The 24128-nt window shown below is 75.4% G+C and carries 22 protein-coding genes; 17 read left to right on the top strand and 5 right to left on the bottom strand.

Going from position 1 to position 24128, the window contains the following annotated elements; genetic code table 11:
* Positions 1-194: 194 nt before the first annotated feature.
* The 6 genes from FVA95_RS02385 (at position 195) to FVA95_RS02360 (ending at position 6111) form a co-directional block, all read left to right on the top strand.
* On the top strand, positions 195-2513 hold the full coding sequence (locus tag FVA95_RS02385) for a bifunctional SulP family inorganic anion transporter/carbonic anhydrase (RefSeq protein WP_149662735.1): 2319 nt from the start codon (positions 195-197) through the stop codon (positions 2511-2513).
* A gap of 50 nt (positions 2514-2563) precedes the next feature.
* Complete coding sequence (locus tag FVA95_RS02380) at positions 2564-2953, top strand: co-chaperone YbbN (RefSeq protein ID WP_020623876.1); 390 nt, start codon at positions 2564-2566, stop codon at positions 2951-2953.
* Positions 2954-3027: 74 nt separating this feature from the next.
* Positions 3028-4188, top strand: a complete 1161-nt coding sequence (locus FVA95_RS02375) for an 8-amino-7-oxononanoate synthase (RefSeq protein ID WP_149662734.1) — start codon at positions 3028-3030, stop codon at positions 4186-4188.
* The gene (gene bioD / locus FVA95_RS02370; protein ID WP_149662733.1) at positions 4185-4883 is read left to right on the top strand and encodes a dethiobiotin synthase; all 699 of its coding nucleotides are present in this window, start codon (positions 4185-4187) and stop codon (positions 4881-4883) included. Before FVA95_RS02375 ends, bioD begins: the two co-directional genes overlap by 4 nt.
* A 5-nt stretch (positions 4884-4888) precedes the next feature.
* A complete protein-coding gene (gene bioB, locus FVA95_RS02365) occupies positions 4889-5893 on the top strand; it encodes a biotin synthase BioB (RefSeq protein ID WP_205015743.1) in 1005 nt (334 codons plus the stop codon).
* Entirely contained in the window at positions 5890-6111 is a 222-nt protein-coding gene (locus FVA95_RS02360; protein ID WP_149662731.1) for a hypothetical protein, read from the top strand. Before bioB ends, FVA95_RS02360 begins: the two co-directional genes overlap by 4 nt.
* Before the next feature lie 14 nt (positions 6112-6125).
* Here the strand turns inward: FVA95_RS02360 and FVA95_RS02355 are convergent, their stop codons facing one another.
* Entirely contained in the window at positions 6126-7163 is a 1038-nt protein-coding gene (locus FVA95_RS02355; RefSeq protein WP_149662730.1) for a zinc-dependent alcohol dehydrogenase family protein, read from the bottom strand.
* 80 nt (positions 7164-7243) lie between these two features.
* Here FVA95_RS02355 and FVA95_RS02350 point away from each other — a divergent pair, with 80 nt between their 5' ends.
* Positions 7244-7810: a type II toxin-antitoxin system PemK/MazF family toxin gene (locus tag FVA95_RS02350; RefSeq protein ID WP_149662729.1), complete on the top strand. Its 567-nt coding sequence runs from the start codon at positions 7244-7246 to the stop codon at positions 7808-7810.
* A gap of 129 nt (positions 7811-7939) precedes the next feature.
* Positions 7940-9568 (top strand): ABC-F family ATP-binding cassette domain-containing protein, encoded by a 1629-nt coding sequence (locus tag FVA95_RS02345; protein WP_149662728.1) that lies wholly within the window; start codon positions 7940-7942, stop codon positions 9566-9568.
* Positions 9569-9570: 2 nt separating this feature from the next.
* On the opposite strand, the gene FVA95_RS02340 is transcribed toward FVA95_RS02345, so the two are convergent.
* Both FVA95_RS02340 and FVA95_RS02335 read right to left on the bottom strand, forming a co-directional pair.
* The gene (locus FVA95_RS02340; protein ID WP_060714735.1) at positions 9571-10242 is read right to left on the bottom strand and encodes an LON peptidase substrate-binding domain-containing protein; all 672 of its coding nucleotides are present in this window, start codon (positions 10240-10242) and stop codon (positions 9571-9573) included.
* A 13-nt stretch (positions 10243-10255) separates the two neighbouring features.
* On the bottom strand, positions 10256-10966 hold the full coding sequence (locus FVA95_RS02335; protein WP_149662727.1) for an NUDIX domain-containing protein: 711 nt from the start codon (positions 10964-10966) through the stop codon (positions 10256-10258).
* A gap of 166 nt (positions 10967-11132) precedes the next feature.
* Here FVA95_RS02335 and nadA point away from each other — a divergent pair, with 166 nt between their 5' ends.
* From nadA to nadC, 3 genes are read left to right on the top strand one after another with little or no spacing between them, the layout of a single operon-like run.
* Complete coding sequence (gene nadA / locus FVA95_RS02330) at positions 11133-12131, top strand: quinolinate synthase NadA (protein ID WP_149662726.1); 999 nt, start codon at positions 11133-11135, stop codon at positions 12129-12131.
* Positions 12128-13729 carry an L-aspartate oxidase gene (locus FVA95_RS02325; protein WP_149662725.1) on the top strand — a complete coding sequence of 534 codons (1602 nt, stop codon included), beginning with the start codon at positions 12128-12130 and terminating at the stop codon, positions 13727-13729. The genes nadA and FVA95_RS02325 overlap by 4 nt, the downstream gene beginning before the upstream one ends.
* The gene (gene nadC / locus FVA95_RS02320; RefSeq protein ID WP_149662724.1) at positions 13726-14643 is read left to right on the top strand and encodes a carboxylating nicotinate-nucleotide diphosphorylase; all 918 of its coding nucleotides are present in this window, start codon (positions 13726-13728) and stop codon (positions 14641-14643) included. Before FVA95_RS02325 ends, nadC begins: the two co-directional genes overlap by 4 nt.
* A 150-nt stretch (positions 14644-14793) precedes the next feature.
* Here nadC and FVA95_RS02315 read toward each other — a convergent pair whose 3' ends face one another.
* The gene (locus FVA95_RS02315; protein WP_149662723.1) at positions 14794-15984 is read right to left on the bottom strand and encodes a winged helix DNA-binding domain-containing protein; all 1191 of its coding nucleotides are present in this window, start codon (positions 15982-15984) and stop codon (positions 14794-14796) included.
* Positions 15985-16158: 174 nt separating this feature from the next.
* On the opposite strand from FVA95_RS02315, the gene FVA95_RS02310 reads away from it, so the two are divergent.
* Genes FVA95_RS02310 through FVA95_RS02290 form a run of 5 tightly spaced genes read left to right on the top strand, consistent with a single transcriptional unit; the run spans position 16159 to position 21810 of the window.
* Positions 16159-17637: a hypothetical protein gene (locus tag FVA95_RS02310; protein WP_149662722.1), complete on the top strand. Its 1479-nt coding sequence runs from the start codon at positions 16159-16161 to the stop codon at positions 17635-17637.
* Between the two features lie 34 nt (positions 17638-17671).
* Positions 17672-18997, top strand: a complete 1326-nt coding sequence (gene hisD, locus FVA95_RS02305) for a histidinol dehydrogenase (protein ID WP_149662721.1) — start codon at positions 17672-17674, stop codon at positions 18995-18997.
* Positions 18994-20115 (top strand): histidinol-phosphate transaminase, encoded by a 1122-nt coding sequence (locus FVA95_RS02300; RefSeq protein WP_149662720.1) that lies wholly within the window; start codon positions 18994-18996, stop codon positions 20113-20115. The genes hisD and FVA95_RS02300 overlap by 4 nt, the downstream gene beginning before the upstream one ends.
* Positions 20112-20711, top strand: a complete 600-nt coding sequence (hisB, locus tag FVA95_RS02295; protein ID WP_020622780.1) for an imidazoleglycerol-phosphate dehydratase HisB — start codon at positions 20112-20114, stop codon at positions 20709-20711. The genes FVA95_RS02300 and hisB overlap by 4 nt, the downstream gene beginning before the upstream one ends.
* A gap of 46 nt (positions 20712-20757) precedes the next feature.
* The gene (locus FVA95_RS02290; RefSeq protein ID WP_075305650.1) at positions 20758-21810 is read left to right on the top strand and encodes an LLM class flavin-dependent oxidoreductase; all 1053 of its coding nucleotides are present in this window, start codon (positions 20758-20760) and stop codon (positions 21808-21810) included.
* Here FVA95_RS02290 and FVA95_RS02285 read toward each other — a convergent pair.
* A complete protein-coding gene (locus FVA95_RS02285; RefSeq protein WP_149662719.1) occupies positions 21777-23162 on the bottom strand; it encodes a CoA transferase in 1386 nt (461 codons plus the stop codon). The two genes, FVA95_RS02290 and FVA95_RS02285, sit on opposite strands and share 34 nt — an antisense overlap.
* 65 nt (positions 23163-23227) lie before the next feature.
* Between FVA95_RS02285 and FVA95_RS02280 the strand changes: the two genes are divergently transcribed.
* Positions 23228-24001, top strand: coding sequence for a helix-turn-helix domain-containing protein (locus FVA95_RS02280; RefSeq protein ID WP_149662718.1), 774 nt, complete (start codon positions 23228-23230; stop codon positions 23999-24001).
* Positions 24002-24128 lie beyond the last annotated feature (127 nt).

Raw genomic sequence — 24128 nt, 5'->3', positions numbered from 1 at the left:
TCGTCGCAGACGTCCGAAACGATGAGAAGCGCTCTCATCAGGATCCGATTCCCTGGTCGGGGTGAAACGGTGTCGGCCGATCGCATTCGTCCGGTCGGCCGCACCCGCTCCGCCGGTCGCGCACCGCACGACCCGCCCCAGTCGACCGCACCGTTGCGGTCCGGCACCCCCCACGGACCGATACGGAGGATCCGGTGCCCGCGCACAGTCACTCCAGCAGCACTCGTCCCACTGGCAACACCAGCAACACCGAGCACGTCATGCAGGACCACGAGCACGCCCCGGCCGAGTCCGGCCGTGGCGAGCACTCGCCGCCCGGCGGCTCCTGGTTCGCGCGCACGTTCCCGCACGCCCGGGCGGACCTGTCCGCCTCGATCGTCGTGTTTCTCGTGGCGGTGCCCCTCTCGCTGGGCATCGCCGTCGCCTCCGGCGCCCCGATCCTGGCCGGCCTCATCGCCGCCGTCGTCGGTGCCGTCGTCGCCGGTCTGCTCGGCGGCTCGAAGCTCCAGGTCTCCGGCCCCGCCGCGGGTCTGACCGTGATCGTCGCCGAGCTGGTCAACACCTTCGGCTGGCAGGTCACCACCCTCATCACCGCGGGCGCCGGTGTCCTGCAGATCGTGTTCGGGCTGACCCGGCTGTCCCGGTTCGCCCAGGCCATCCCGCCGGCCGTGGTGCACGGCATGCTCGCGGGCATCGGCGCCACCATCGCCCTCGGCCAGCTGAACGTCGTGCTCGGTGGCCAGGCGCAGACCGGCGGTGTCAACTCGATCACCGCGCTGCCCGGCGCGATCGCGAACCTGTCCTGGCCCGCGCTGCTCCTCGGCGGCATCGTCATCGCGATCATGCTGACCTGGAACCGGCTGCCCGCGAAGCTGACCGTCGTCCCGGCCGCACTGGTCGCGATCGTCACGGCCACCGTCGTCTCCCTCGCGTTCACCGATGTCGTCCGGGTGCAGCTGGGGGGCTCGCTCCTGGACGCGCTGTCGCTGCCCACGCTGCCGGAGTCGAACTTGGGCGGCGTGCTGTTCGGCATGCTGACGATCGCGCTGATCGCGAGCGTCGAGTCGCTGCTGTCCGCCGTCGCGGTGGAGCGCATGAAGCCCGGCACGAGCACCGACACCGACCGGGAGCTGCTCGGCCAGGGTGCGGCCAACACCGTCTCCGGCATGATCGGCGGCCTGCCCATCACCGGTGTGATCGTCCGGTCCGCCGCGAACGTCAAGGCCGGTGCCGAGACCCGCGCGTCGGCGGTGCTGCACGGTGTCTGGATCGCGCTGTTCGCGATCGTGCTGATCGGCGTCATCGAGCTCATCCCGATGGCCGCACTGGCCGGTCTGTTGGTCATGATGGGTGTCGGGCTGATCAAGCCGTCCGAGATCCGCACGGCACGCCAGCACGGCGAGCTGGCCATCTACGCCGCCACCCTGCTCGGCGTCGTGTTCCTGAACCTGCTCGAGGGCGTCCTGATCGGGCTGGTCCTGGCCGGGCTGATGCTGCTCTGGCGTGCCGTCCGGTCCCGCCCGCACCTGGAGCAGGCCGACGACGGCAGCTGCGAGCTCGTCGTCGAGGGCTCGCTGAGCTTCCTTGCCGTGCCGCGGCTGTCCCGCGAGCTGAACGCCGTCCCGCGCGGCTGCGACGTCACCGTCCGGCTGGTCACCGACTACCTCGACCACGCCGCCTACGACCACCTGCTCGCCTGGAAGGCCCGGCACGAGGGCACCGGCGCCACCGTGACCGTGATCGAACCCGAGCAGGCCCGTCGCGCCACCGCGCCCGGCGCCGGGTTCCTGACCTGGGGCGAGTGGCAGGGCAGGGAGACCGAGGGGGACGCGTCGGGGACGTTGATGGCCGGCGTCGCCGCCTACCACGACAACACCTCCGAGGCGATCCGCCCGACCATGACCGGGCTCGCCGACGGGCAGTCCCCGTCCGCGATGATGATCACCTGCGCGGACTCCCGGGTGCTGCCGCACGTCATCACCCACAGCGGCCCGGGTGACGTGTTCACCGTGCAGAACGTCGGCAACCTCGTCGTCGGTCCCGGCACCGCGGCCGCCGTCGAGTTCGCCACCGGCACCCTCGACGTCCCGATCGTCGCCGTCTGCGGCCACTCCGGCTGCGGCGCTATGCAGGGGCTGCTCGCCGGAGCCGCGATCGGGGACTCCGCGCTCGGCCAGTGGCTGCGCGAGGCGCGGCCGGTGCTGCGGGCCTACGAGACCGGCCACCCGGTCGCCGTCGCCGCCGCGGAGGACGGCTTCGGCGAGGCCGACCAGTTGGCGATGGTGAACGTCGCGATGCAGCTGGAGATGCTGCGGGCGCAGGACTCCGGCGCCGAGGTGCTGGGCCTGTTCTACGACATCCGCAGCGCGCGTGTGCTCGTCCTCGACGAGGCGGCGGGCCGTTTCGTCGAGCCCCGCGCCGACATCGGGACCGAGGGCTCGGACCTCGACCGGATCGCCGCCGGACACGGGCACGGGGCCACCGCCGCCGCCCGCCGGTTGCTGAAGGTCTGAGACCGCGCACCCGGGGAACAATCCGCACCCACGACGTCGTTGGGGACCGTATGGCCACCGTGGAACTGACCACCGACAACTTCGACGACGTCGTGGGCGCGCCCGGGACGACCGTGCTCATCGACTTCTGGGCGTCCTGGTGCGGGCCGTGCACCCAGTTCGCCCCCGTCTATGACGCCGCCTCCGAGAAGCACCAGGACGTGACCTTCGGCAAGGTCGACACCGAGGCCCAGCAGGCGCTGGCCGGCGCGTTCGGGATCTCCTCGATCCCGACCGTGATGGCCGTCCGCGACGGCGTGGTGCTCTACTCCGAGCCGGGCGCGCTGCCCGCCGAGGCCCTCGAGGACCTCATCGGCCAGGTGAAGGCGGTCGACATGGACGAGGTCCGTGCCGCCGTCGCCGAGCAGGAGAAGCAGCAGGGCGAGGCGCCGCAGGCCTGACCGGCGACCGCCCGACCCCCGGAGCCCCGCACACCTACCGGTGGGCGGGGCTCCGCTCTGCCTAGGGTGTGGACGTGACCGGCCACCTCCCGACGACGCCAGGATCCGGCCCGCTGGCCTGGCTCGACCAGTACGCCCGCGCCCGCACCGAGGCCGGTCTGCGCCGCAGGCTGGCTCCGCGACCGGCCGAACCCGCGGACGGACCCTGGCTCGACCTCGCCGGCAACGACTACCTCGGCCTGTCCACCGACCCGCGGGTCCTCGACGGCGCCGCGGCCGCCCTGCGCACCTGGGGCGCGGGAGCCACCGGATCGCGCCTGGTCACCGGCTCGACCGCGCTGCACGCCGAGCTGGAGACCGAGCTCGCCGCGTTCTGCGGGTTCGCCGACGCGCTGGTGTTCTCCTCGGGGTACACCGCCAACCTCGGCGTCGTCACCGCCCTCACCGGGCCCGGCTCCCTGATCGTCTCCGACGCCGCGGCACACGCGTCGCTGGTCGACGCGTGCCGGCTCTCCCGGGCCCGGGTGGTCGTCGTGCCGCACGGCGACGTCGACGCGGTCGACGCCGCCCTGGCGGCCCGCACCGAGACCCGCGCGCTCGTCGTCACCGACTCCGTCGGGTCCGCCGACGGCGACCTCACCGCGCTGCACCGGGTCTGCCGGGCCCGCGGCGCGGTGCTGCTCGCCGACGAGGCGCACGGCCTCGGCGTGCGCGGTCCCGGTGGGCGCGGGCTGCTCGCCGAGACCGGGCTCGCCGGGGCCGACGACGTCGTCGCCACCGTCACGCTGTCCAAGGCACTCGGCAGCCAGGGCGGCGCCGTCCTCGGCCCGGCCGCGGTCACCGCCCACCTGGTGGACTCCGCGCGCAGCTTCATCTTCGACACCGGCCTCGCCCCGGCCGCGACCGGGGCGGCGCTCGCCGCGCTGCGGGTGCTCGCCGCCGAGCCCGGCCGGCCGGCCGAGGTGCTGCACGTCGCCGGGGTGCTGGCCGGGGCCTGCGACGCCCCGGTGCCGGTGTCCGCGGTCGTCCCGGTCGTGCTGGGCGAACCCGGCCCCGCCGTCGAGGCCGCCGCGGCCTTTCTGCGCCGCGGGCTGCGGGTGGGGTGCTTCCGCCCGCCGTCGGTCCCGCCGGGCACCTCCCGGCTGCGCCTGACCGCCCGCGCCGGACTCACCGACGCCGAGCTGTCGTTCGCGGCCGGGGTGCTCACCGCGGCGCGGACGGGGGTCCCGGCATGACCGGCCGCCACCTGGTCGTCACCGGGACCGGCACCGAGGTCGGCAAGACCGTCGCCACCGCCGCGCTGGCCGCGGTCGCGGTCGCGGCGGGGGAGCGGGTGGCGGTGCTCAAGCCCGCCCAGACCGGGGTCGGACCGGACGAGCCGGAGGACGCCGCCGTCGTCGCGCGGCTGGTGCCACAGGCGCACACCGCGGAGCTCGCCCGCTATCCCGAGCCGCTCGCACCCGGGACCGCCGCACGGCGGGCCGGGCTCGCCCCGGTCACCCCCGCCGCGGCCGCCGACGCCGCCCGCGAGCTGGCCCGCACCCACGACCTGGTGCTCGTCGAGGGCGCGGGCGGGCTGCTCGTGCACCTCGACGACGACGGCGGCACCGTCGCCGACGTCGCCCGCCTGCTCGACGCGCCGGTGGTCGTCGTCGCCGCTGCCGGGCTCGGCACGCTCAACCACACCGCGCTGACCGTCGAGGCACTGCGGGCGCGTGACCTGGTCTGCGCCGGGGTCGTCGTCGGGTCCTGGCCGGACGCGCCCGACCTCGCCGCCCGGTGCAACCTCGACGACCTGCCCGCGACGAGCGGGGTGCCGCTGCTCGGGACGCTCCCGGCCGGGCTCGGCGGTGCCGCTCCCGAGGGGTTCCGTGACGTTGCGTGCCGCACATTCGGACCGCGTCCGGTCGGCCGCTGGCAGGATGCCTGATCATGATGACCGCCAGGACCGACGTTCTCACCGTCGCGCGCGACCAGGTCCTCGACCAGGGCTGCGGCCTCACCGTCAGCCAGGTGCGCGAGGTGCTCGACCTGCCCGACGACCGTCTCGACGACCTGCTGGAGCTCGCCCACGAGGTGCGGATGCGCTGGTGCGGGCCCGACGTCGAGGTCGAGGGGATCATCTCGCTCAAGACCGGCGGGTGCCCCGAGGACTGCCACTTCTGCTCGCAGTCGGGCCTGTTCGCCTCGCCGGTGCGCTCGGCCTGGCTGGACATCCCGATGCTCGTCGAGGCCGCCAAGCAGACCGCGAAGACCGGGGCCACCGAGTTCTGCATCGTCGCGGCCGTCCGCGGCCCCGACAAGAGGCTCATGTCCCAGGTCGCCGCCGGCATCGCGGCGATCCGGGACGAGGTCGACATCAACATCGCCTGCTCGCTGGGGATGCTCACGGCCGAGCAGGTCGACGAGCTCGCCGCGATGGGCGTGCACCGCTACAACCACAACCTGGAGACCGCCCGCAGCCACTTCCCCAACGTGGTCACCACCCACACCTGGGAGGAGCGCTGGGACACCCTGCGCATGGTCCGTGCGGCCGGCATGGAGGTGTGCTGCGGCGGGATCGTCGGGATGGGGGAAAGCCTGGACCAGCGCGCCGAGTTCGCCGGGCAGCTCGCCGAGCTGGAGCCCGACGAGGTCCCGCTGAACTTCCTCAACCCGCGACCGGGCACCCCGTTCGGGGACCTGGAGCCGATGTCCGGGCCGGACGCGCTGCGCACCGTCGCCGCGTTCCGCCTGGCGCTGCCGCGCACGATCCTGCGCTTCGCCGGTGGCCGCGAGATCACCCTCGGCGACCTGGGCGCCCGCAAGGGTCTGCTCGGCGGGATCAACGCGGTGATCGTCGGGAACTACCTGACGACGCTGGGACGTCCGGCCGAGTCCGACATCGACCTGCTCGGCGAGCTGGAGATGCCGATCAAGGCCCTCAACGAGACGCTGTGACGGCGCCGGTGCAGGCCTCCACCCGGGAGGACGGGGGCCCGTACTGCGACCAGTGCGGGAACCCCGACGCGGCCGCGGGCCACGACCGGTGCGCCGCGCGACGTGAGCTGGAGCCGCCGCGCTTCTGCCCGGACTGCGCGCGGCGGATGGTGGTCCAGGTCGACCCGGTGGGCTGGACCGCCCGGTGCAGCAGGCACGGCGAGCGGTCCAGCCGGTAGCGGGCCGGTCCCGGTCAGGGCTTGATCAGGACCTTGAGGGCCTCGCGGTCGTTCATGGCGCGGTAGCCGTCGGGGACCTCGTCGAGGCCGACCGTGCGGTCGAAGACCTTGCCCGGCCGGACCGTGCCGTCCAGCACGTCGGGCAGCAGCTCCTCGATGTAGGCTCGCGCCGGGGCGACGCCGCCGTGCACGCCGACGTTGCGCATGAACGAGCCGACGCCCAGCGGGATGTCGGAGTACTGGGAGACGCCGACCCGGCCGACGAGCTTGCCGTCCTTGGTGACCTCGACGGCGGTGCGGACGGCTTCGACGTAGCCGACGCACTCCAGCGCGGCGTCGACGCCGTCGCCGCCGGTGAGCTCACGGACCTTCTCGATCGCCTCGTCGCCGCGCTCGGGGACGACGTCGGTGGCGCCGAACTCGCGCCCCAGGTCGGTCCGGGCGGTGTGCCGGCCGAGCAGGATGATCCGCTCGGCACCGAGCCGCTTCGCCGCGAGCACCGCGCAGAGCCCGACCGCTCCGTCGCCGACGACGGCCACGGTGTCCCCGCGCCGGACCCGCGCCGAGACGGCGGCGTGGTGGCCGGTGGGGAACACGTCGGACAGGGTCAGCATCGAGGCGAGCAGCGCGTCGTCCGGCTCGCCGGGCATCGGGACCAGGGTGCCGTCGGCGAACGGCACACGGACGGCCTCGCCCTGCCCGCCGTCGGTGCCGTCGGAGCCCCAGCCGCCGCCGTGCCGGCAGGAGGTCTGCAGGCCCGCCGCGCAGAAGTCACAGGTGTTGTCGGCCCACACGAACGGTGCGACGACGAGCTGGCCCTTCGTGCGGTTCCGGACGCCCGACCCGACCTCCTCGACCACACCGAGGAACTCGTGGCCGATGCGGTGGCCCTCGGTGGAGTCCTCCGCCGAGTTGTACGGCCACAGGTCGCTGCCGCAGATGCAGGAGCGCAGCACTCGCACGATCGCATCGGTGTCGTCACGGATGACCGGGTCCGGTACGTCGGACGAGATCCGGATGTCGTGCTTGCCGTGGATCAGAGTCGCCTTCATGCCGATGGGTGCCCACCTGCGGAACCGTTCATGCGCGCCCGGTCGCGGTGACGCGCCGCACATGCGGCAGGCTGGCCGGCATGGCGATCAACTGGGGCTCGGTCCTGCGCAAGGCCGCGGACGTGGCGGTGCAGTTCTTCAAGGACTCGCAGAAGGACGCGCAGAAGGACGCGCAGAAGCCCGGTCGGACGGCACCGCGGGGTGCCCGGCCGGGCGGCGGGGCCCGGCCCGGTCCGCCGCCCACGGCCGGGCGGGTGCGGACCGCGCCGACCGGCGACCGTGCCCGGGAGATCGCCTACGCCCCCGAGCCCGACGGTGCCGCGGACCCCGGCGAGATCGTCTGGACCTGGGTGCCCTACGAGGAGGACGCGAGCCAGGGCAAGGACCGGCCGCTGCTCGTCGTCGGGCGCTCGGGTGGGGACCTTCTCGGGCTGATGCTGTCCAGCCAGGACAAGCGGGCCCAGGACCCGGACTGGGTCGGGATCGGCTCCGGCGCCTGGGACCGCGAGGGGCGCGACTCCTACATTCGGCTGGACCGGGTGCTGGAGGTGGAGGAGCACGGGATCCGCCGGGAGGGCGCGGTGCTGGACCGGGCGCGGTTCGACCGGGTCGCCACCGAGCTGCGCTCGCGCTACGGCTGGCGCTGAGGAACCGGGGTGCACCGCACCGGCGCGCCCGCTAGTCTCCTGCTCATCATGAGGCACTGACGACCCCACCGACCGCGGACGCGGCACACGCCCCTGCGGTCCTCCTCCGTCTCCACCGGAGCCGTCGTCATGTCATCGACCGAGCAGATCCATGCCGTCACCGCCCGCGGGCTGGTCCGTTCCTACGCCACCCGCGCCGGTCGCCCGCCGGTGCTCGACGGCGTCGACCTCGTCGCCGCACCGGGCACCCGGGTCGGCCTGATCGGGGAGAACGGCTCGGGCAAGTCCACGCTGCTGAGGCTGCTCGCCGGCGTCGACACCCCGGACGGTGGCACGCTCACGGTGCCCGCGGACCGGGTGTACCTGCCGCAGGAACCGGACCTGGGCGACGGGGGGACCGTCGGCGACCTGCTGGACGCGGCGCTGCGCCCGCTGCACGACGCCGTCGCCGAGCTGGAGCGCCTGGCCGGCCAGCTGGCCGACGGCACCGGCGCCGCCGCCTACGACCGGGTGCTGGCCTGGGCGATCGCCCACGACGCGTGGGACGCCGACCGGCGCGCCGAGGTCACCGCGGGCACGCTCGGCGTCGCCGACCTGGAGCGGGACCGGCCGGTCGCGACCCTGTCCGGCGGTGAGCGCACCCGGCTCGCGATGGCCGCCGCGCTGGTCCGCCGCCCCGCGGTGCTGCTGCTCGACGAGCCCACCAACCACCTCGACGACGCCGCCCTGGACCTGCTGGAACGCTCGCTCGTGGAGCTGCCCGGCGTCGTCGTCGCGGCGAGCCACGACCGCACCTTCCTCGACCGGGTCTGCACCGAGCTGCTCGACCTCGACGCCGGCGAGCTCGGCACCGACGGGCACGGTGGACGCCGGTTCCGTGGCTCGTTCACCGAGTACCTCGACGCCGCCGCGGCGAGCCGCCGTCGCTGGGAGGAGCGCTTCGCCGCGGAGCAGGAGGAGATCGCCGCGCTGCGCGAGCGGAGCCGGGCCGGGCTGTCGACGATCGCCCCCGGCCGCGGCCCGCGCGACAACGACAAGTTCATCCACGCCTTCAAGGGGGCGGGCGTCGAGCGCACCCGCGCCCGCCGGGTGCACGACGCACAGCGCCGCCTGGAGACCGCCGAGCGCGAGGCGGTCCGCAAGCCGCCCCGGCCGCTGGAGTTCACCGGGCGCCTGACCGGCGACGCCCCGGCCGACGGGCTCGCCGTGAGCATCCGTGACCTGCGGGTCGACGGCCGGCTGCGGCTCGACCTGCTCGACCTGCCCGTGGGGGAGAAGCTGCTGGTCACCGGCCCGAACGGGGCCGGGAAGTCGACCCTGCTGGCGGTCCTGCACTCCGACCTCGCCCCGAGCGCGGGCACCGTGGACGTGCGGGCGCGTCGGGTCGGGCTGCTGGCCCAGGACCCCGACGTCGGCCCGCCCGACCGCAGCGCCGCGGACGCCTACGCCGACGCCGTCGGCATCGAGCGGGCCGAGGCCGTCCCGCTGCGCGAGCTGGGGCTGCTGCACCCCCGCGAGCACGGCACCGCGGTCGGGGAGCTCAGCCTGGGCCAGCGACGGCGGCTGGCACTGGCCGTCGCCGTCGCCGACGCCCCGGACCTGCTGCTGCTCGACGAACCGACCAACCACGTCTCGCTGCGGCTGGCCGGGGAACTGGAGGACGCGCTCGGGAGCGCTCCGGGGACCGTCGTCGTCACCTCGCACGACCGGTGGCTGCGCCGGCGCTGGGACGGGCCGCACCTCGCGATCGGCGGGTGAGCTCAGTTCGGGCTGTGCTCGTCGGTGAACGACCCGAGCGGCGCGGGCACCGCCCGCAGGTTCTCCAGCAGGCCGCGCTCGCGGGCGAGCAGCCGGCGGATCTCCCGCAGCCGCTGCACCGGGCTGGTCTGCTCCAGCAGGAGCTGGCGGTCATCGAGGGGGAGCAGGCAGTCCCCGGCGAGCAGGTGCGCGAGCTCGGCGGTGGGGGTGTCGTCGGCGGGTTCGGACCAGTCACCGGTCCGCCACGCGGTGTCGCAGTACTCGCGGTGGGCCGCGCGGGCGGACCGCTCCAGCATCGCCACCAGCCGCGGGTCGGCGTCGTCGCCGGTGTCGTCGGGCAGGAACTCGACCTCGCCGCAGAGGTAGGAGTGCGAGGTCGCGTCGAGGTCGAGCAGCCGGAAGCGGCGGGCCCCGCGGGTGACGACGTCGTAGCGGCCGTCGGGCAGCCGGCGGGCGTCGATGAGCACCGCGGTGCAGCCGACGGGGTGCATGCCCGCGGCGCCGGAGCGGTCCGGTGAGTGGCCCTCGCGCACCGCGACGACGCCGAACTCGCGGTCGGGGACGGCCCCGGTGAGCAGGTCGACGGTGAGCTGGCGGTAGCGGGGCTCGAAGATGTGGAGGGGAAGCGCCGCACCCGGCATCAGCACCGTTCCCAACGGGAACAGCGGGAGCATGGCGGACACCGGCTCACGGTAGTACGCCGTCGCGGGCCCCGCCGGGTCGCGCAGGTGGGCGGAGCACGGCGAACGCGTCGGTGACCCGCAGGCCGCGGTCGGTGAACCGGAACACCGCGGCCGGGCGCCCACCCGCGCGCCCGGACGGCGCGACCTCGCCGGTGGGCTCCAGCAGGCCGCGACGGGTGAGGACGCGTTGCAGGTTCGTCGCCGACACCTCGTGTCCCAGCGCGGCGACGTAGTGCTCCCGCAGCGCCGAGATCGTGAACTCCGCGGGGGCGAGCGCGAACCCGAGGTTGGTGTAGGAGAGCTTGGCGCGCAGCCGGTCCCGCGCCGCCGCGACGATCCCGGCGTGGTCGAACGCGGTCGCGGGCAGGTCCTCGACCTCGTGCCACGCGGTGTCCTCGGGCAGTGCCGGGTCCGCGTCGGAGGGGACCAGGCCGAGGAACGCGGTGGCGATCCGGCGCTTGCCGGGCGAGCGGGCCGGGTCGGAGAACACCGACAGCTGCTCGACGTGGGCGACCTCGCGGACGTCGACCTTCTCGGCCAGCTGGCGGCGCACGGAGGTCTCGACGTCCTCGTCGGGGCCCAGGGTGCCGCCGGGCAGCGCCCAGCGGCCGGCGTCCGGGTCCAGGGCACGCTGCCAGAGCAGCACGTTGACCCGCCCCTCCCGGATCCTGAGCACGACGGCGAGGACCTCGTGCAGGACGGGTGGCGGTGTCACGGCCCCAGCCTAGGGCGGATCGACAACCGCACCGGGACGTGACGGTGAGGTGTCCGTCAGGTGAGGTCCCGGTCACGCCGGAGGTGCCGGTGACGGACGACCGGTGCTACTATCCGGTCAGTTTCCGCCCGCTAGGCGAAAACCCGATTCGGCCCGGGAGGGCGCAATGACCGGAACGCTGACGGCACCCGGCGACACGGGGATCGACCCCGGCTGGGCCGACGAGGTGCGTGCGCTGGCCCGCGAGCGGGACGCGGTCCTGCTGGCGCACAACTACCAGCTGCCCGAGATCCAGGACGTCGCCGACCACGTGGGGGACTCGCTCGCGCTGTCCCGGATCGCGGCCGAGTCCCCGGCGTCGACGATCGTGTTCTGCGGCGTGCACTTCATGGCCGAGACCGCGAAGATCCTCAGCCCGGACAAGACCGTGCTGATCCCCGACGCGCGGGCAGGCTGCTCGCTGGCCGACTCGATCACCGCCGACCAGCTGCGGGCGTGGAAGGCCGAGCACCCGGGTGCGGTCGTCGTCTCCTACGTCAACACCACCGCCGCCGTGAAGGCCGAGACCGACATCTGCTGCACCTCCTCCAACGCCGTCGAGGTCGTCGACTCGATCCCGCGCGACCGCGAGGTGCTGTTCCTGCCCGACCAGTTCCTCGGTGCGCACGTGCGCCGCACCCTGCAGCGGGAGAACATGCACGTCTGGTCCGGGGAGTGCCACGTGCACGCCGGCATCAACGGCCGCCAGCTCACCGACCGGGCCGCCGCCCACCCCGGCGCCGACCTGTTCGTGCACCCCGAGTGCGGCTGCGCGACCTCCGCGCTCTACCTGGCGGGCACCGGCGCGGTGCCGGCCGAGCAGGTGAAGATCCTGTCCACCGGCGGGATGATCGACGCCGCCCGCGCGACCGGCGCGACGGAGGTGCTCGTCGCGACCGAGGTCGGGATGCTGCACCAGCTGCGCCTGGCCGCCCCGGAGATCGCGTTCCGCGCGGTGAACGAGCACGCGTCCTGCCCCTACATGAAGATGATCACCGCCGAGGCGCTGCTGCGGTCGGTCCGCGAGGGCACCGACGAGGTCCACGTCGACCCCGACCTCGCCGCGCGCGGCCGCGCCGCCGTGCAGCGGATGATCGAGATCGGCCAGCCGGGAGGTGGGGAGTGACGGCGCGGGGAGCCGGCTGGGAGGCCGGCGCCGACCTGGTCGTCGTCGGGTCCGGGGTGGCCGGGCTGACCGCCGCGCTCGACGCGGCCGCGGCCGGGCTGCGCGTCGTGGTGGTCACCAAGGACGGCATCGGTGAGGGCTCCACGCGTTGGGCACAGGGCGGGGTGGCCGTCGTGCTCGGCGACATCGCCGGGGACACGCCCGACTCCCACGTCGCCGACACCGTCGCCGCGGGCGGCGGGCTGAACGACCTCGCCGCGGTGGAGACGATCGTGCGCGCCGGACCGGACGCGGTGCGCAGGCTCCGCGCACGCGGCGCCCTGTTCGACCTGAGCGGGGACCGCCCCGCGCGGACCCGGGAGGGCGGCCACTCGGCGTACCGGGTGGTGCACGCCGGGGGCGACGCGACCGGCGCGGAGATCGAGCGCGCGCTGGTCGCGGCGACCCGGTCGGCGCAGCTCACCGTGCTCGACGGGCACGTCGCCGCCGACCTGCTGCGCGACGCCGGCCGGGTCACCGGTCTCACGGTGCTCGACGCCGACGGCCGCGCCGGGGTGCTGTCGGCGCCCGCGGTGCTGCTCGCGACCGGCGGCTACGGCCAGCTCTACGCCTCCACCACCAACCCGGCCACCTCCACCGGCGACGGCGTCGCGCTCGCCCTGCGCGCCGGTGCGGTCGCGGCGGACCTGGAGTTCGTGCAGTTCCACCCGACCGTGCTGTGGACCGGTCCCGGCAGCGGCACCGCCGGGCGTCGCCCGCTGGTGACCGAGGCCGTCCGCGGCGAGGGCGCGGTGCTGCGCGACCGGGCCGGGACCGCGTTCATGGCCGGGGTGCACCCGCGGGCCGACCTCGCCCCGCGCGACGTCGTCGCCGCGGCGATCACCCGCCGGATGGCCGAGACCGGGAGCGAGTGCGTCTGGCTCGACGCCACCGCGCTCGACGGGTTCGCCGCGCGGTTCCCGACCGTGTACGCCTCCTGCCGGGCCGCCGGGATCGACCCGCTGACCGAGCCGATCCCGGTGACCCCGGCCGCGCACTACGCCTGCGGCGGCGTCGTCACCGACACCTCCGGCCGGACCGGCGTCCCGGGCCTCTACGCGGCGGGTGAGGTCGCCAGGACGGGTCTGCACGGGGCGAACCGGCTGGCGTCGAACTCGCTGCTCGAGGGAGTGGTCGTGGGGGAGCGGGTGGTCCGCGCGGTGCTCGCCGACGCGGGCCCGACCGGGGTGCCGGCCCCGGCCGGGACGGTCCCGGCGCTGCCGGTGGCCGACCGCGCCGTGGTGCAGCGGGCGATGTCGGGCAGCGCCGGGATCGGCCGCGACGCCGCCGGGCTCGCCGGGGCGTCGGATGCGATCGAGGCCGTCACCACCACCGCGGTCCCGGTCGACCGCGCCGGCGTGGAGGACGCGGCGCTGACCCTGATCGCCCAGGCCGTGCTGGTGGCGGCGGGCACCCGCCGGGAGACCCGCGGCTGCCACGTGCGCACGGACTTCCCCGACCGGGACGACACGCACCAGCGGTCGTCGCTGCGGATCCGGGTCGACGCGGCCGGGCGGCCGGTGGTCGTCGCGGACGGCTCGCTGGTGGGTGCGGCATGACGGCGCGCACCGGTGCGGCGCGGGGTGGGACGCGCGTCGCCGCCGGGGTCGGTGGGGTCAGCGACGTCGGCGTCCCGGACCCCGAGGACCTGCTGCGGGTGGTGCGCACCGCGCTGGAGGAGGACCTGCGGTACGGCCCGGACGCGACGACGGCGGCGACCGTGCCCGCCGACGCCGTGGCGACCGCGTCGGTCACCCCGCGGGTCGACGGCGTGCTCGCCGGGCTCCCGGCGGCCCGCGCCGTGCTCGACGAGGTGCTCGGCGCGGGCGGGTACACCGTCCTCGCCGAGGCGGCCGACGGTGACCGGCTCACCGCCGGGACCCCGGCACTGACGGTGCGGGCACCGGTCCGCGGACTGCTCACCGCCGAGCGCACCGCGCTGAACCTGCTCACGCACCTGTCCGGGATCGCGACGGCCACCCGCGCCTGGGTCGACGCCGTCGACGGCACCGGCGCCCGGATCCGGGACACCCGCAAGACGCTGCCCGGCCTGCGGCTGCTGGAGAAGTACGCCGTGCGGTGCGGCGGTGGGGTGAACCACCGGCTCGGGCTGGGCGACGCGGTGCTGATCAAGGACAACCACGTCGCGGCGGCCGGGTCGGTCTCCGCGGCGCTCGCCGCGGCCCGCGCGCTCGCCCCGGACCTGCCGTGCGAGGTGGAGGTCGACTCGCTCGACCAGCTCGACGAGGTGCTGGAGCTCGCCGCCGAGCTGGTGCTGCTGGACAACTTCACCGTCTCCGAGACGGCCGAGGCGGTCCGGCGGCGCGGGGACCGGGCCACGTTGCTGGAGTCCTCGGGCGGGCTGGCCCTGGGCAGCGCCCGGGACTACGCGGCCACCGGTGTGGACTTCCTCGCCGTCGGCGGGCTGACCCACTCGGTGACCGCACTGGACCTCGGGCTCGACCTGGAGTGACCGACGCCGAGTGGCACACCGTGCACCCCGTGACGGGTGCCGGGGGTGCGTGGTGTGCCACTCGGCGTCGGGCCGGCCGCACCGCGGCCGCCGAGCGCGGCGTGCTCCGATCTGCGCCGTGGTCCGACGTGCGCGGTGGCGCCGGGCCCGTCAGGCGAGCAGTCGGGGCTGGGCGGGGGCGGGGAACCGGGTGGAGAACCGCGCGTCGCCGAGGAACTCGCGCAGCCGCTGCGCCGCGTCCCGCACCTGCGCCCGCGCCCGGGCCGTGACCGGCGCGAGCAGCAGGGTCGCGATCTCGCCGTCCGGGCGCTGCACCCAGGTCCCGACGATGCGACCGTCCACCCAGACCGTCGGTCCGCCGTTGCCGTTGCGGTCGAACAGCTCCGGCGCCACCTCGGCGGGCAGGTACCAGCCGCGGGCCTTCCACCCCATCGTCGACGGGTCGAGGCTCGGCAAGAGCGCCACCGACGGCCCGGGGTCGGGGACAGGGTCCAGGTCGTCGGGGAGCAGGAACCCGGTGTCCCCGCCGTCGAGGGTCACCTCGACCGCACCGACGTCGGCCAGCGCCGTGGTGGTGGTGGCGACGGTCCAGCCCGCCCACCACTTCAGGTCGTCGCGGCGGACCGGGCCGAACGCCCGCAGGTGGGCGCGGGCCAGCCCGGCCGCGGCCGCGCGACGGGCGTCGCCGTCGGGGTCGGGTGCGGGGCCGATCCCGCCGGGGACCCAGGCGTCGGCCGCGGCCCAGCGGTACTGGCCGTTGACCCACGTCCCGAGGGGTCGGGTCCGCAGCACCCGGCCCTCGAACCCGAGCACCAGCAGCACCCGGGTGTGGGCGGGCTGCGGACCCCCGCCGGGCAGGACGAGCCGTTGCGCGGCGAGCTCGGGCAGGGCCTTCGCGACGTCGCGGGCGGCGGTCGGGCCCCGTTCGGCGAGCACCGCCAGGACCTGGTCGGCGGCGTCGGCGTACCACGCCTCGGGGTCGTCGTGGCCGGCTGCTGCGGCCTGACGCAGCAGGTCACGACGCTGGACGGCGGCGACGTCGACGGTGGCGGCGTGGTGGGCCAGCGCGGCGTGGCCGCGGCCGAACACCCACAGCGTGCGGCGCATCGCGTGGTGGCGCAGCAGGGTGCGGTCGGTGTGCAGTGCGGCGTCGACCGGGCCGAGCGACGGGGTCCCCATCCGCGCGGCCGCCGACAGGTACACCGTCACCGGGTCGGTCGAGTGCAGCCCGACCAGGTCGTCGCTGATCGCGACGACGTCGTCGGTGCGGGTGTGCGGGGCGAGCCGGTGGCGGGTCACCAGCCGGGCGCGGCGCTCGTCGTCGGTCACGTGCCGGGTCACGCGCGCAGGGTGCCACGCAGCGCCCTCCGTGGGCGACCTCACTCCGGTGCAGTGGCGGGGCCGCGTCCGGGGCGCCGCGCCACCTGCAATTCTTGCTCCGTGCTCGCCGCGGTCCGCCCGGGACGATCGGCTCCGGAGCCGCGCCCGTGGGGGACGCGCCGGGGCCGCCACCGTGTGCCCGCGGCGCCCCCGTCGCGCTGGTCCGCCGCGGTGCTGCCCGCGGCCGCCGCCCTGCTCGCGGCGGGCGCGTTCGCGCTGGTCCGCGGGGCGCTGATCGACGACGCCTACATCACCCTCGCCTACGTCCGCACGCTCGCGCTGCACGGGGAGTGGGGCGTGTCGCCCGGCCTGCCCGCGAACAGCGCCACCTCCCCGCTGAACGTGCTGCTCCAGGCGGCGGTGACGCTCGTCGTCCGCGACGCCGTGGTCGCCGCCGGGATCGTGCTGGCCGGGCTGATGGCGCTGCTCACCCACTGGACCGCGGGGACCGCCGCGGCACTCGGGCTGCCCGGCTGGACGGCCGCGCTCCCGGCGCCGCTGCTGCTGGCGAACCCGCTGCTGCTGTCCACCGTGGGGCTCGAGACGTACCTGGCGGTCGTCCTGCTCGCCGGGCTCGCGCATGCCGCGGTCACCGGCCGCGCGCGCACCGCGGGCGTGCTGTGCGCGCTGCTCGTACTCACCCGGCCGGACCTGGTCGTCGTCGCCGTACTCGCGGTCGTCGCGGTTCCGGCGCTGCGCCGACGCCGGTGGGCGGTCGGCGCGACGGCGTTCCTCGTCGCCTCGCCCTGGTACCTGTTCTCGTGGGTCGTGCTGGGCTCGTTCGTGCCGGACACGCTGCTGTGGAAGGTCGGCGACAGCTGGGGGCGTGACCACATCACCTTCGCGAACGGGCTGACGGTCTACGCCAGGGTGTTCCCGGTGGCGACCGTCCTCGCGCTGCTCCCGGCCGTCGCCGGGGTGGTGGGCGGCCTCACCTGGGTGGCCGCGCGCCGCCGGGGTCGGGCCGCGGTGACGGTCCTCGGGCTGGGTGCGGCGGTGCACGCGGCGGCGTTCGTCGTGATCGGGACGGCGCCCTACCACTGGTACTACGGCCCCGCGGTCGGCGCGCTGACGGTGCTGGCCGCGTGGTCGGTCGGCGCGCTGGTCCGCCCGGTCCGGCGCGACGGGCCGGCCCCGCGCGCGGTCACGACCCTCTCGGCGGCGACGGCGACGCTGCTCACCGCCGTGCTGGCGGTGCTGGCGCTGGCGTCCGCCGCGTTCGACATCGGCCACGGGACGCCGTGGCGGCTCGCGCCGATCTCGACCAACCACGCCACGGCCGCCGAGTACGCGCGGGTCGCGTCCGGTCTGCACGGCACCGTGGTCAGCGCCGGCGAGCTGGGCGCACTCGCCTACTTCTGCGACCGGGGCTGCACGATCGACGACCCGCTGTCGGAACGGGCCCCGATGCTGACCCGGATTGCGGCCCGCCGCACCGAAGCGGGCCCGGTCGCCTCGGTGCTCTACGACGTCAACTACCTGTTCCTGCGCCCCGCCCCGTACGAGCGCGGGACCACCCGGCTGGTGCACCGGGCCGGGCACCATCCGGACGGCGTCGACGTCGGGACGCCGTGGGCGGGTGCGGGGAACCTGCTCGTGGTCCCGGTGGGCTGAGGGATCGTCGGAGCACCGCCGTACCCTGGGAGCCATGCTCCGCCGCCTCGACCTGCGAGCCGAACCGCTGCCCCGTCCGGCCACCCTGCGCGGGATGATGCCGCGCGCCGAGCTGGACATCGACGCCGCGCTGGAGCGCGCCCGCCCGCTGGTGGAGGACGTGCGCCATCGCGGTGCCGCCGCCGCGCTGGACGCCACCGAGCGCTTCGACCGGGTCCGCCCGGAGACCGTGCGGGTGCCGACCGCGGCGATCACCGAGGCGCTGCGCGACCTCGACCCGGACGTGCGCGCGGCGCTGGAGACCTCGATCGAGCGGGCCCGGATCGTGCACGCCGAGCAGCGCAGGCCCGACGTCGTCACCCAGGTCGTCCCCGGTGGCTCGGTCACCGAGCGGTTCGTCCCGGTCCGGCGGGTCGGGCTCTACGCCCCGGGCGGGCTGGCGGTCTACCCGTCGAGCGTGGTCATGAACGTGGTCCCGGCGCAGGCCGCGGGTGTGGAGTCCCTGGTCGTCGCCTCCCCGGCGCAGGCCGAGTTCGGTGGGCGCCCGCACCCGACGATCCTCGCGGCGGCCGCGCTGCTGGGCGTCGACGAGGTGTGGGCCGTCGGCGGTGCCCAGTGCGTGGCGCTGCTGGCCTACGGCGGCACCGACACCGACGGCGCCGAGCTGGAGCCGGTCGACATGGTCACCGGCCCTGGCAACGTCTACGTCACCGCGGCCAAGCGGATGCTGCGCGGGCTGGTCGGGATCGACGCCGAGGCCGGCACCACCGAGATCGCGATCCTGGCCGACGACACCGCCGACCCCGCGCACGTCGCGGCGGACCTCATCTCGCAGGCCGAGCACGACCCGAACGCCGCGTCGGTGCTGGTCACGACGTCCGAGGCGCTGGTGGAGGCGGTCGAGGCGCAGCTGGAGACCCGGGTCGGCGCGACCAAGCACAGCGAGCGCGTGCGCACCGCGCTGACCGGCCCGCAGTCCGGGGTCATCCTGGTGTCCTCGACCGACGACGGGGTCGCCGTCGTCGACGCCTACGCCGCCGAGCACCTGGAGATCCAGACCGCCGACTCCGCGGGCGACGCGGCGAAGGTCCGCAACGCCGGCGCGATCTTCGTCGGGGCGCACTCGCCGGTGTCGTTGGGCGACTACTGCGCCGGGTCGAACCACGTGCTGCCGACCGGGGGATGCGCGCGGCACTCCGGCGGGCTGTCGACGGCGACGTTCCTGCGCGGCATCCACGTCGTCGACTACGGCCGCGAGGCGCTGGCCGAGGTCGCCGACCGGGTCGTGACGCTGGCGAACGCCGAGGACCTGCCCGCGCACGGCGAGGCCGTCACCGCCCGGTTCGAGGCCCGCGCGTGACCGCGGGGGAGGGCGTGCGGCTGTCGGACCTGCCGCTGCGCGAGGACCTGCGCGGGAAGAGCCCGTACGGTGCGCCGCAGCTCGACGTCGCGGGGCGGCTCAACACCAACGAGAACCCGTACCCGCCGCCGCCGGAGCTGGTCGCCGACGTGGCGGCCTCTGTGGAGGACGCCGCCCGCGAGCTGCACCGGTACCCCGACCGCGACCTCGTCGCGCTGCGGGGCGACCTCGCCGCCTACCTGTCCCGGCAGACCGGGGTCGAGCTGACCACGGCGAACCTGTGGGCCGCGAACGGGTCCAACGAGATCCTCCAGCAGATCCTGCAGACCTTCGGCGGGCCCGGCCGGAGCGCGCTGGGCTTCGTGCCCAGCTACTCGATGCACCCGATCCTCGCCTCGGGCACGCAGACCGAGTTCGTCCCGGTCCCGCGCCGCGAGGACTTCACCCTCGACGTCGACGCGGCCGTCGCCGTCCTGGCCGAGAAGTCCCCGGACATCACGTTCGTGACCAGCCCGAACAACCCGACCGGGCAGTCGATCGCCCCGGCCGACCTGGCCCGGCTGGTCGACGCCTCGCCGGGGATGGTCGTCGTCGACGAGGCCTACGCCGAGTTCGCCGAGGCCACCGGCCGGCCGAGCGCCACGACCCTGCTGACCACGCACGGCCACAAGCTCGTGGTGTCGCGGACGATGAGCAAGGCGTTCGCGTTCGCCGGGGGACGGCTGGGTTACCTCGCCGCCGCGCCCGCGGTGATCGACGCACTCCAGCTCGTGCGGCTGCCGTACCACCTGTCGGTGCTGTCGCAGGCCGCCGCGCGGGCCGCGTTGCGCCACGCCGAGGCCACCCTCGGCTCGGTGGCGCTGCTCGCCGCCGAGCGGGACCGGATCTCCGGCGAGCTGGCCGCCGCCGGCTACGACGTCGTGGCCTCCGACGCCAACTTCATCCTCTTCGGGCGCTTCGCCGACGCCGGCCGCGCCTGGAAGGGGTTCCTCGACCAGGGCGTGCTGATCCGCGACGTCGGCATCCCCGAGCGGCTGCGGGTCACCGTGGGCACTCCGGAGGAGAACGACGCGTTCCTCGCCGCCGCCACCGACCTCGCCACCCAGGAGCTGTTGTGAGCCGCATCGGACGCGTCGAGCGCGTCACCAAGGAGACCCGGATCGTCGTCGAGATCGACCTCGACGGCACCGGGCGCACCGACATCGCCACCAAGGTCCCGTTCTTCGACCACATGCTCGACGCGTTCGGCAAGCACGGCAGCTTCGACCTGTCCGTGCACGCCGAGGGCGACATCGAGATCGACTCCCACCACACCGTGGAGGACGTCGCGATCGTGCTGGGCCAGGCGATCCGGCAGGCGCTGGGGGACAAGAAGGGCATCCGCCGGTTCGGCGACGCCTGGATCCCGATGGACGAGGCCCTGGCCCAGGCCGTCGTCGACGTCTCCGGACGGCCCTACACCGTGTGCACCGGCGAGCCGGAGATGATGCGCGGCTTCGTCGTCGGCGGGCACTACCCGACGGTGCTGAACAAGCACGTGTTCGAGTCGCTGGCCTTCCACGGGCACCTCGCGCTGCACGTGCGGGTGCTCGACGGCCGCGACCCGCACCACATCACCGAGGCCGAGTTCAAGGCCGTCGCCCGTGCGCTGCGGGCCGCGACCGAGTCCGACCCGAGGGTGACCGGGGTCCCGTCCACCAAGGGCGCCCTCTAGGGAATCTCCAGGGAATGTTGAGCCCTCAACCTTCGTTGGAGAGGGCATGACGAAGATCGGGTTCCTGTCGTTCGGGCACCACGGGGAGGTCCCCGGGTCCCGGACACCCACCGCGGCCGACGCGCTGCGCCAGACCGTGGAGCTGGCACGCGCCGCGGAGGACATCGGCATCGACGGCGCGTTCGTGCGCGTGCACCACTTCGAGCGCCAGCTGGCGGCGCCGTTCCCGCTGCTCGCGGCGATCGCGGCGACCACCAGCCGGATCGAGATGGGCACCGGCGTGATCGACATGCGCTACGAGAACCCGCTCTACATGGCCGAGGAGGCCGCCGCGACCGACCTGCTGTCCGGTGGGCGGCTGCAGCTCGGTGTGAGCCGGGGGTCGCCCGAGATCGCGCTGAACGGCGCCGAGGCCTTCGGCTACCGGCCCGCCGACGGGCAGACCCACGCCGACGCCGCCCGCGCCAAGGCCGAGGTGTTCCTCGCGGCGATCCGCGGCGCCGGGGTCGCGCCGGCGGACCCGGCCCGCACCCGCGGCCGGCACGTCGCGCTGCCGGTACAGCCGCAGTCCCCCGGGCTGGCGGACCGGATCTGGTGGGGTGCGGGCACCCGCGCCACCGCCGAGTGGGCGGCGACCCAGGGCATGAACCTGCAGAGCTCGACCCTGCTCACCGAGGACACCGGTGAGTCGTTCGACCGGCTGCAGGCCGAGCAGATCCTGCGCTACCGCGAGGCCTGGTCCGCCGCGGGGCACGAGCGCACCCCGCTGGTGTCGATCTCGCGCAGCGTCATCCCGGTGACGACCGACCTCGACCGCCGCTACTTCGGCGAGCGCGGCGAGGACGACCAGGTCGGCATCCTCGACGGCGCCCGCTCCCGGTTCGGGCGCAGCTACGTCGGCGACCCGGACCGGATCGCCGCCGAGCTCGCCGAGGACGCCGCGGTCCGGGAGGCGGACTACGTGCTGTTCACCGTGCCCAACCAGCTCGGGGTGGAGTACAACGCGCACCTGCTCCGCTCGATCGCCGAGCGGGTCGCCCCGGCGATCGGCTGGGCGCCGGCCGGTCACCAGGTCGCGGCGGCGGTCCCCAGCAGCTGAGGTGGCCCGGGCAGCGGGGCGGGCCGGCCGTCGAACTCCAGCGGGAGCACGGGTTCGACGAGCCGGCCCATCGGCCCGTCGACGACGTGCATGCCGATGGTCGGCGCGCCGGGCCGGGGCAGGTCCGCGACCTGGGCCGCGGTGAACATCCCGAGCTCCCGGACCCAGGTGCAGACCCCGGCGAGGGTGACCCGCACCCGCCACGAGCCGCCCTCGACGGCGCGCCGGCGCAGCGCCGCGAGCACCCCGGCGGCTCCCAGCCAGGCCGCGAGGTAGTCGTTGAGCAGGTGCGTCGGCGGCAACGACGGCGGCCCGCCCGCACCCTCCTCGAGCGCGAACCCGGTCGCCGAGCAGGCCAGCTGGTCGAAGCCGCCACGCGTGGCCCACGGCCCGTCGGCACCCCAGCAGTGCAGGTCCAACGCGACGATCCCCGGCCGGCGTTCCGCCAGGTCCTCGGGGCCGAAGCCCCGCGCGCCGGTGCCCCGGTAGGCGTTGACGAACACGTCGGCCCCGCCGACCAGGTCGCGCAGCGTCGCCGCCTGCACCGGGTCCCGCAGGTCCAGCCAGGCGTTGCGCTTCCCTCCGCCGGTCAGCGCGACCATCGCGAGCGGGTCGGGCAGGTCCGGGCGCGACACGTGCAGGACGTCCGCACCGAAGGTGCCGAGCAGCTTCGCCGCGACCGGCCCGGCGATGACGTGGGTGTCGTCGAGGACCCGCAGCCGGTCCGGTACCGGCTCGGGCGGTGCGTCGCCGATCCGTTCGACCTCGACGACCGGGCGCCCGGCGAGGTGACGGCCCGCGGGGTGCGCGGCCCACTGCTCCCCGGTCCGGACCGCCGCGGCCACCCCGCCGGCCGCGCACACGGCATCCTCCAGCTCGACGGACCGCCACCGGGCGGCCTCCTCGGCGATGCGATCGCGCAGGGGCGGGCAGTCCAGCACCCGGCACACCGCGTCGCGCTGGTGCGGGTAGGTGGTGATCAGGAAGATCCAGCCGTCGGCGGTCCGACGGAACCCGTTGTTCGCCAGTGCCGTCGGGTCCTCGGCCACGGTCTGCACGTCGACGCCGCCGAGGGTGGTGAGGAACGGCGCGCGGAGTGTGTCGATCGTGTCGGCCGCGCGCACCGTGATCTCCCGGGGCGCGCCGCCGGAGTCCTCGGCGAGCCCGGCGACCTGCAGCCCGAACGCACCGACCGCCGCCGACATCGCGTCGGCGAGCCGGTGCACCGACGGCACGAGCGGGTCCGCCCCGGTGACCCGCAGCGTCGAGCGCACCGGGGGAGCGTCCGGCAGCAGGGTGGCCGCCGTGTCGGCGGCGGAGGGGAAGCGTGCGGCCGGGGTCGTCGTGGTCATGGCCCCAGCCTGCGACGGAACGGCCGCATTCTCCACCGGCTCCGTATATCCGTAGGATCGAACGGGTGCCGGGATCTGTCGCCTCCGCCCGCGCGGTCGGCCGGGCCGACCGCATCCTGGAGTTGGTCGCGACCGCCGGGACACCACCGTCGGTGACCGCGGTCGCCCGGGAGCTCGACCTGCCGCTCAGCTCCACCGCGGACCTGCTGCGCGAGCTGCGGGCCACCGGCTGGCTACGGCTGCGGGGCCGCGGCCACGTCCTGGGCCGACGGCCGTACGTGCTGGGGCTGCTCGCGGGGGTGGGCCCGCCGGCCTCGCTCACACATACCGAGCTCGACGCGCTCAGCCGCCTCGCCCGGGCCCCCGTGGCACTCGCGGTGCTGGTCGGCGGGCAGGTCCGCTACGTCGACCACGCCGGTCCCCGCGCCCCCGACCGGCTGCAACGGGTGACCGACGACCACCGGCCCCGCCCGCCGCTGCGCACTGCCGCGGGACGGCTCTTGCTCGCCCTGGGCGATCCCGAGGAGTCCGCCCGCGCGCTGGCGGGGGTCGACGACCCGCCCGCGGTCGCGGCCTACCTCACCGAGCGACCGGAGATCGTCCGTACCCGGCTGGCCCGCAGCGACGGGCTGGCGGACCCGGCGATCCGCGCCGTCGCCGTCCCGGTGGAGGAGGACGGGGAGACGGTCGCGGCGGCGGTGCTCACCGGCACCCGGCGGGGCCGCGCCGACCGCAGCGTCACCCTGGACCGGGCCGCCGCCCGGTTGGTCGCCGCCCTTGCCGACCGGGGGGCGCGGGAGCCCCACGTTGGCCCATGGCCGGAAAGCCCACCGCGCTGAGCCTCTGTCGTGCAGGGCACCTGTCGTGCTGGGCACGTGCTGCGCTGAGCGCTGTCAACGGCGGGTTGGGAGTAACCCCGTAACGACGGATTGGGACTGACCCCCTTGTCGGGTGTTCAGTCGTTGC

The organism is Pseudonocardia sp. EV170527-09, from assembly GCF_008369905.1.
Classification (GTDB): Bacteria; Actinomycetota; Actinomycetes; order Mycobacteriales; family Pseudonocardiaceae; genus Pseudonocardia.
The sequence above is the reverse complement of the archived record's forward strand: the minus strand, read 5'-3'. Positions and strand labels throughout refer to the sequence as shown.

What these genes read in the sequence shown, in the direction of transcription:
- FVA95_RS02380 (WP_020623876.1), top strand. Translation starts at nt 2,564, where the DNA reads ATGGCCACCGTGGAACTGACCACCGACAACTTCGACGACGTCGTGGGC.
- bioD (WP_149662733.1), top strand. Translation starts at nt 4,185, where the DNA reads ATGACCGGCCGCCACCTGGTCGTCACCGGGACCGGCACCGAGGTCGGC.
- bioB (WP_205015743.1), top strand. Translation starts at nt 4,889, where the DNA reads ATGACCGCCAGGACCGACGTTCTCACCGTCGCGCGCGACCAGGTCCTC.
- FVA95_RS02355 (WP_149662730.1), bottom strand. Translation starts at nt 7,163, where the DNA reads ATGAAGGCGACTCTGATCCACGGCAAGCACGACATCCGGATCTCGTCC.
- FVA95_RS02350 (WP_149662729.1), top strand. Translation starts at nt 7,244, where the DNA reads ATGGCGATCAACTGGGGCTCGGTCCTGCGCAAGGCCGCGGACGTGGCG.
- FVA95_RS02345 (WP_149662728.1), top strand. Translation starts at nt 7,940, where the DNA reads ATGTCATCGACCGAGCAGATCCATGCCGTCACCGCCCGCGGGCTGGTC.
- FVA95_RS02340 (WP_060714735.1), bottom strand. Translation starts at nt 10,242, where the DNA reads ATGCTCCCGCTGTTCCCGTTGGGAACGGTGCTGATGCCGGGTGCGGCG.
- nadA (WP_149662726.1), top strand. Translation starts at nt 11,133, where the DNA reads ATGACCGGAACGCTGACGGCACCCGGCGACACGGGGATCGACCCCGGC.
- nadC (WP_149662724.1), top strand. Translation starts at nt 13,726, where the DNA reads ATGACGGCGCGCACCGGTGCGGCGCGGGGTGGGACGCGCGTCGCCGCC.
- hisD (WP_149662721.1), top strand. Translation starts at nt 17,672, where the DNA reads ATGCTCCGCCGCCTCGACCTGCGAGCCGAACCGCTGCCCCGTCCGGCC.
- FVA95_RS02290 (WP_075305650.1), top strand. Translation starts at nt 20,758, where the DNA reads ATGACGAAGATCGGGTTCCTGTCGTTCGGGCACCACGGGGAGGTCCCC.
- FVA95_RS02285 (WP_149662719.1), bottom strand. Translation starts at nt 23,162, where the DNA reads ATGACCACGACGACCCCGGCCGCACGCTTCCCCTCCGCCGCCGACACG.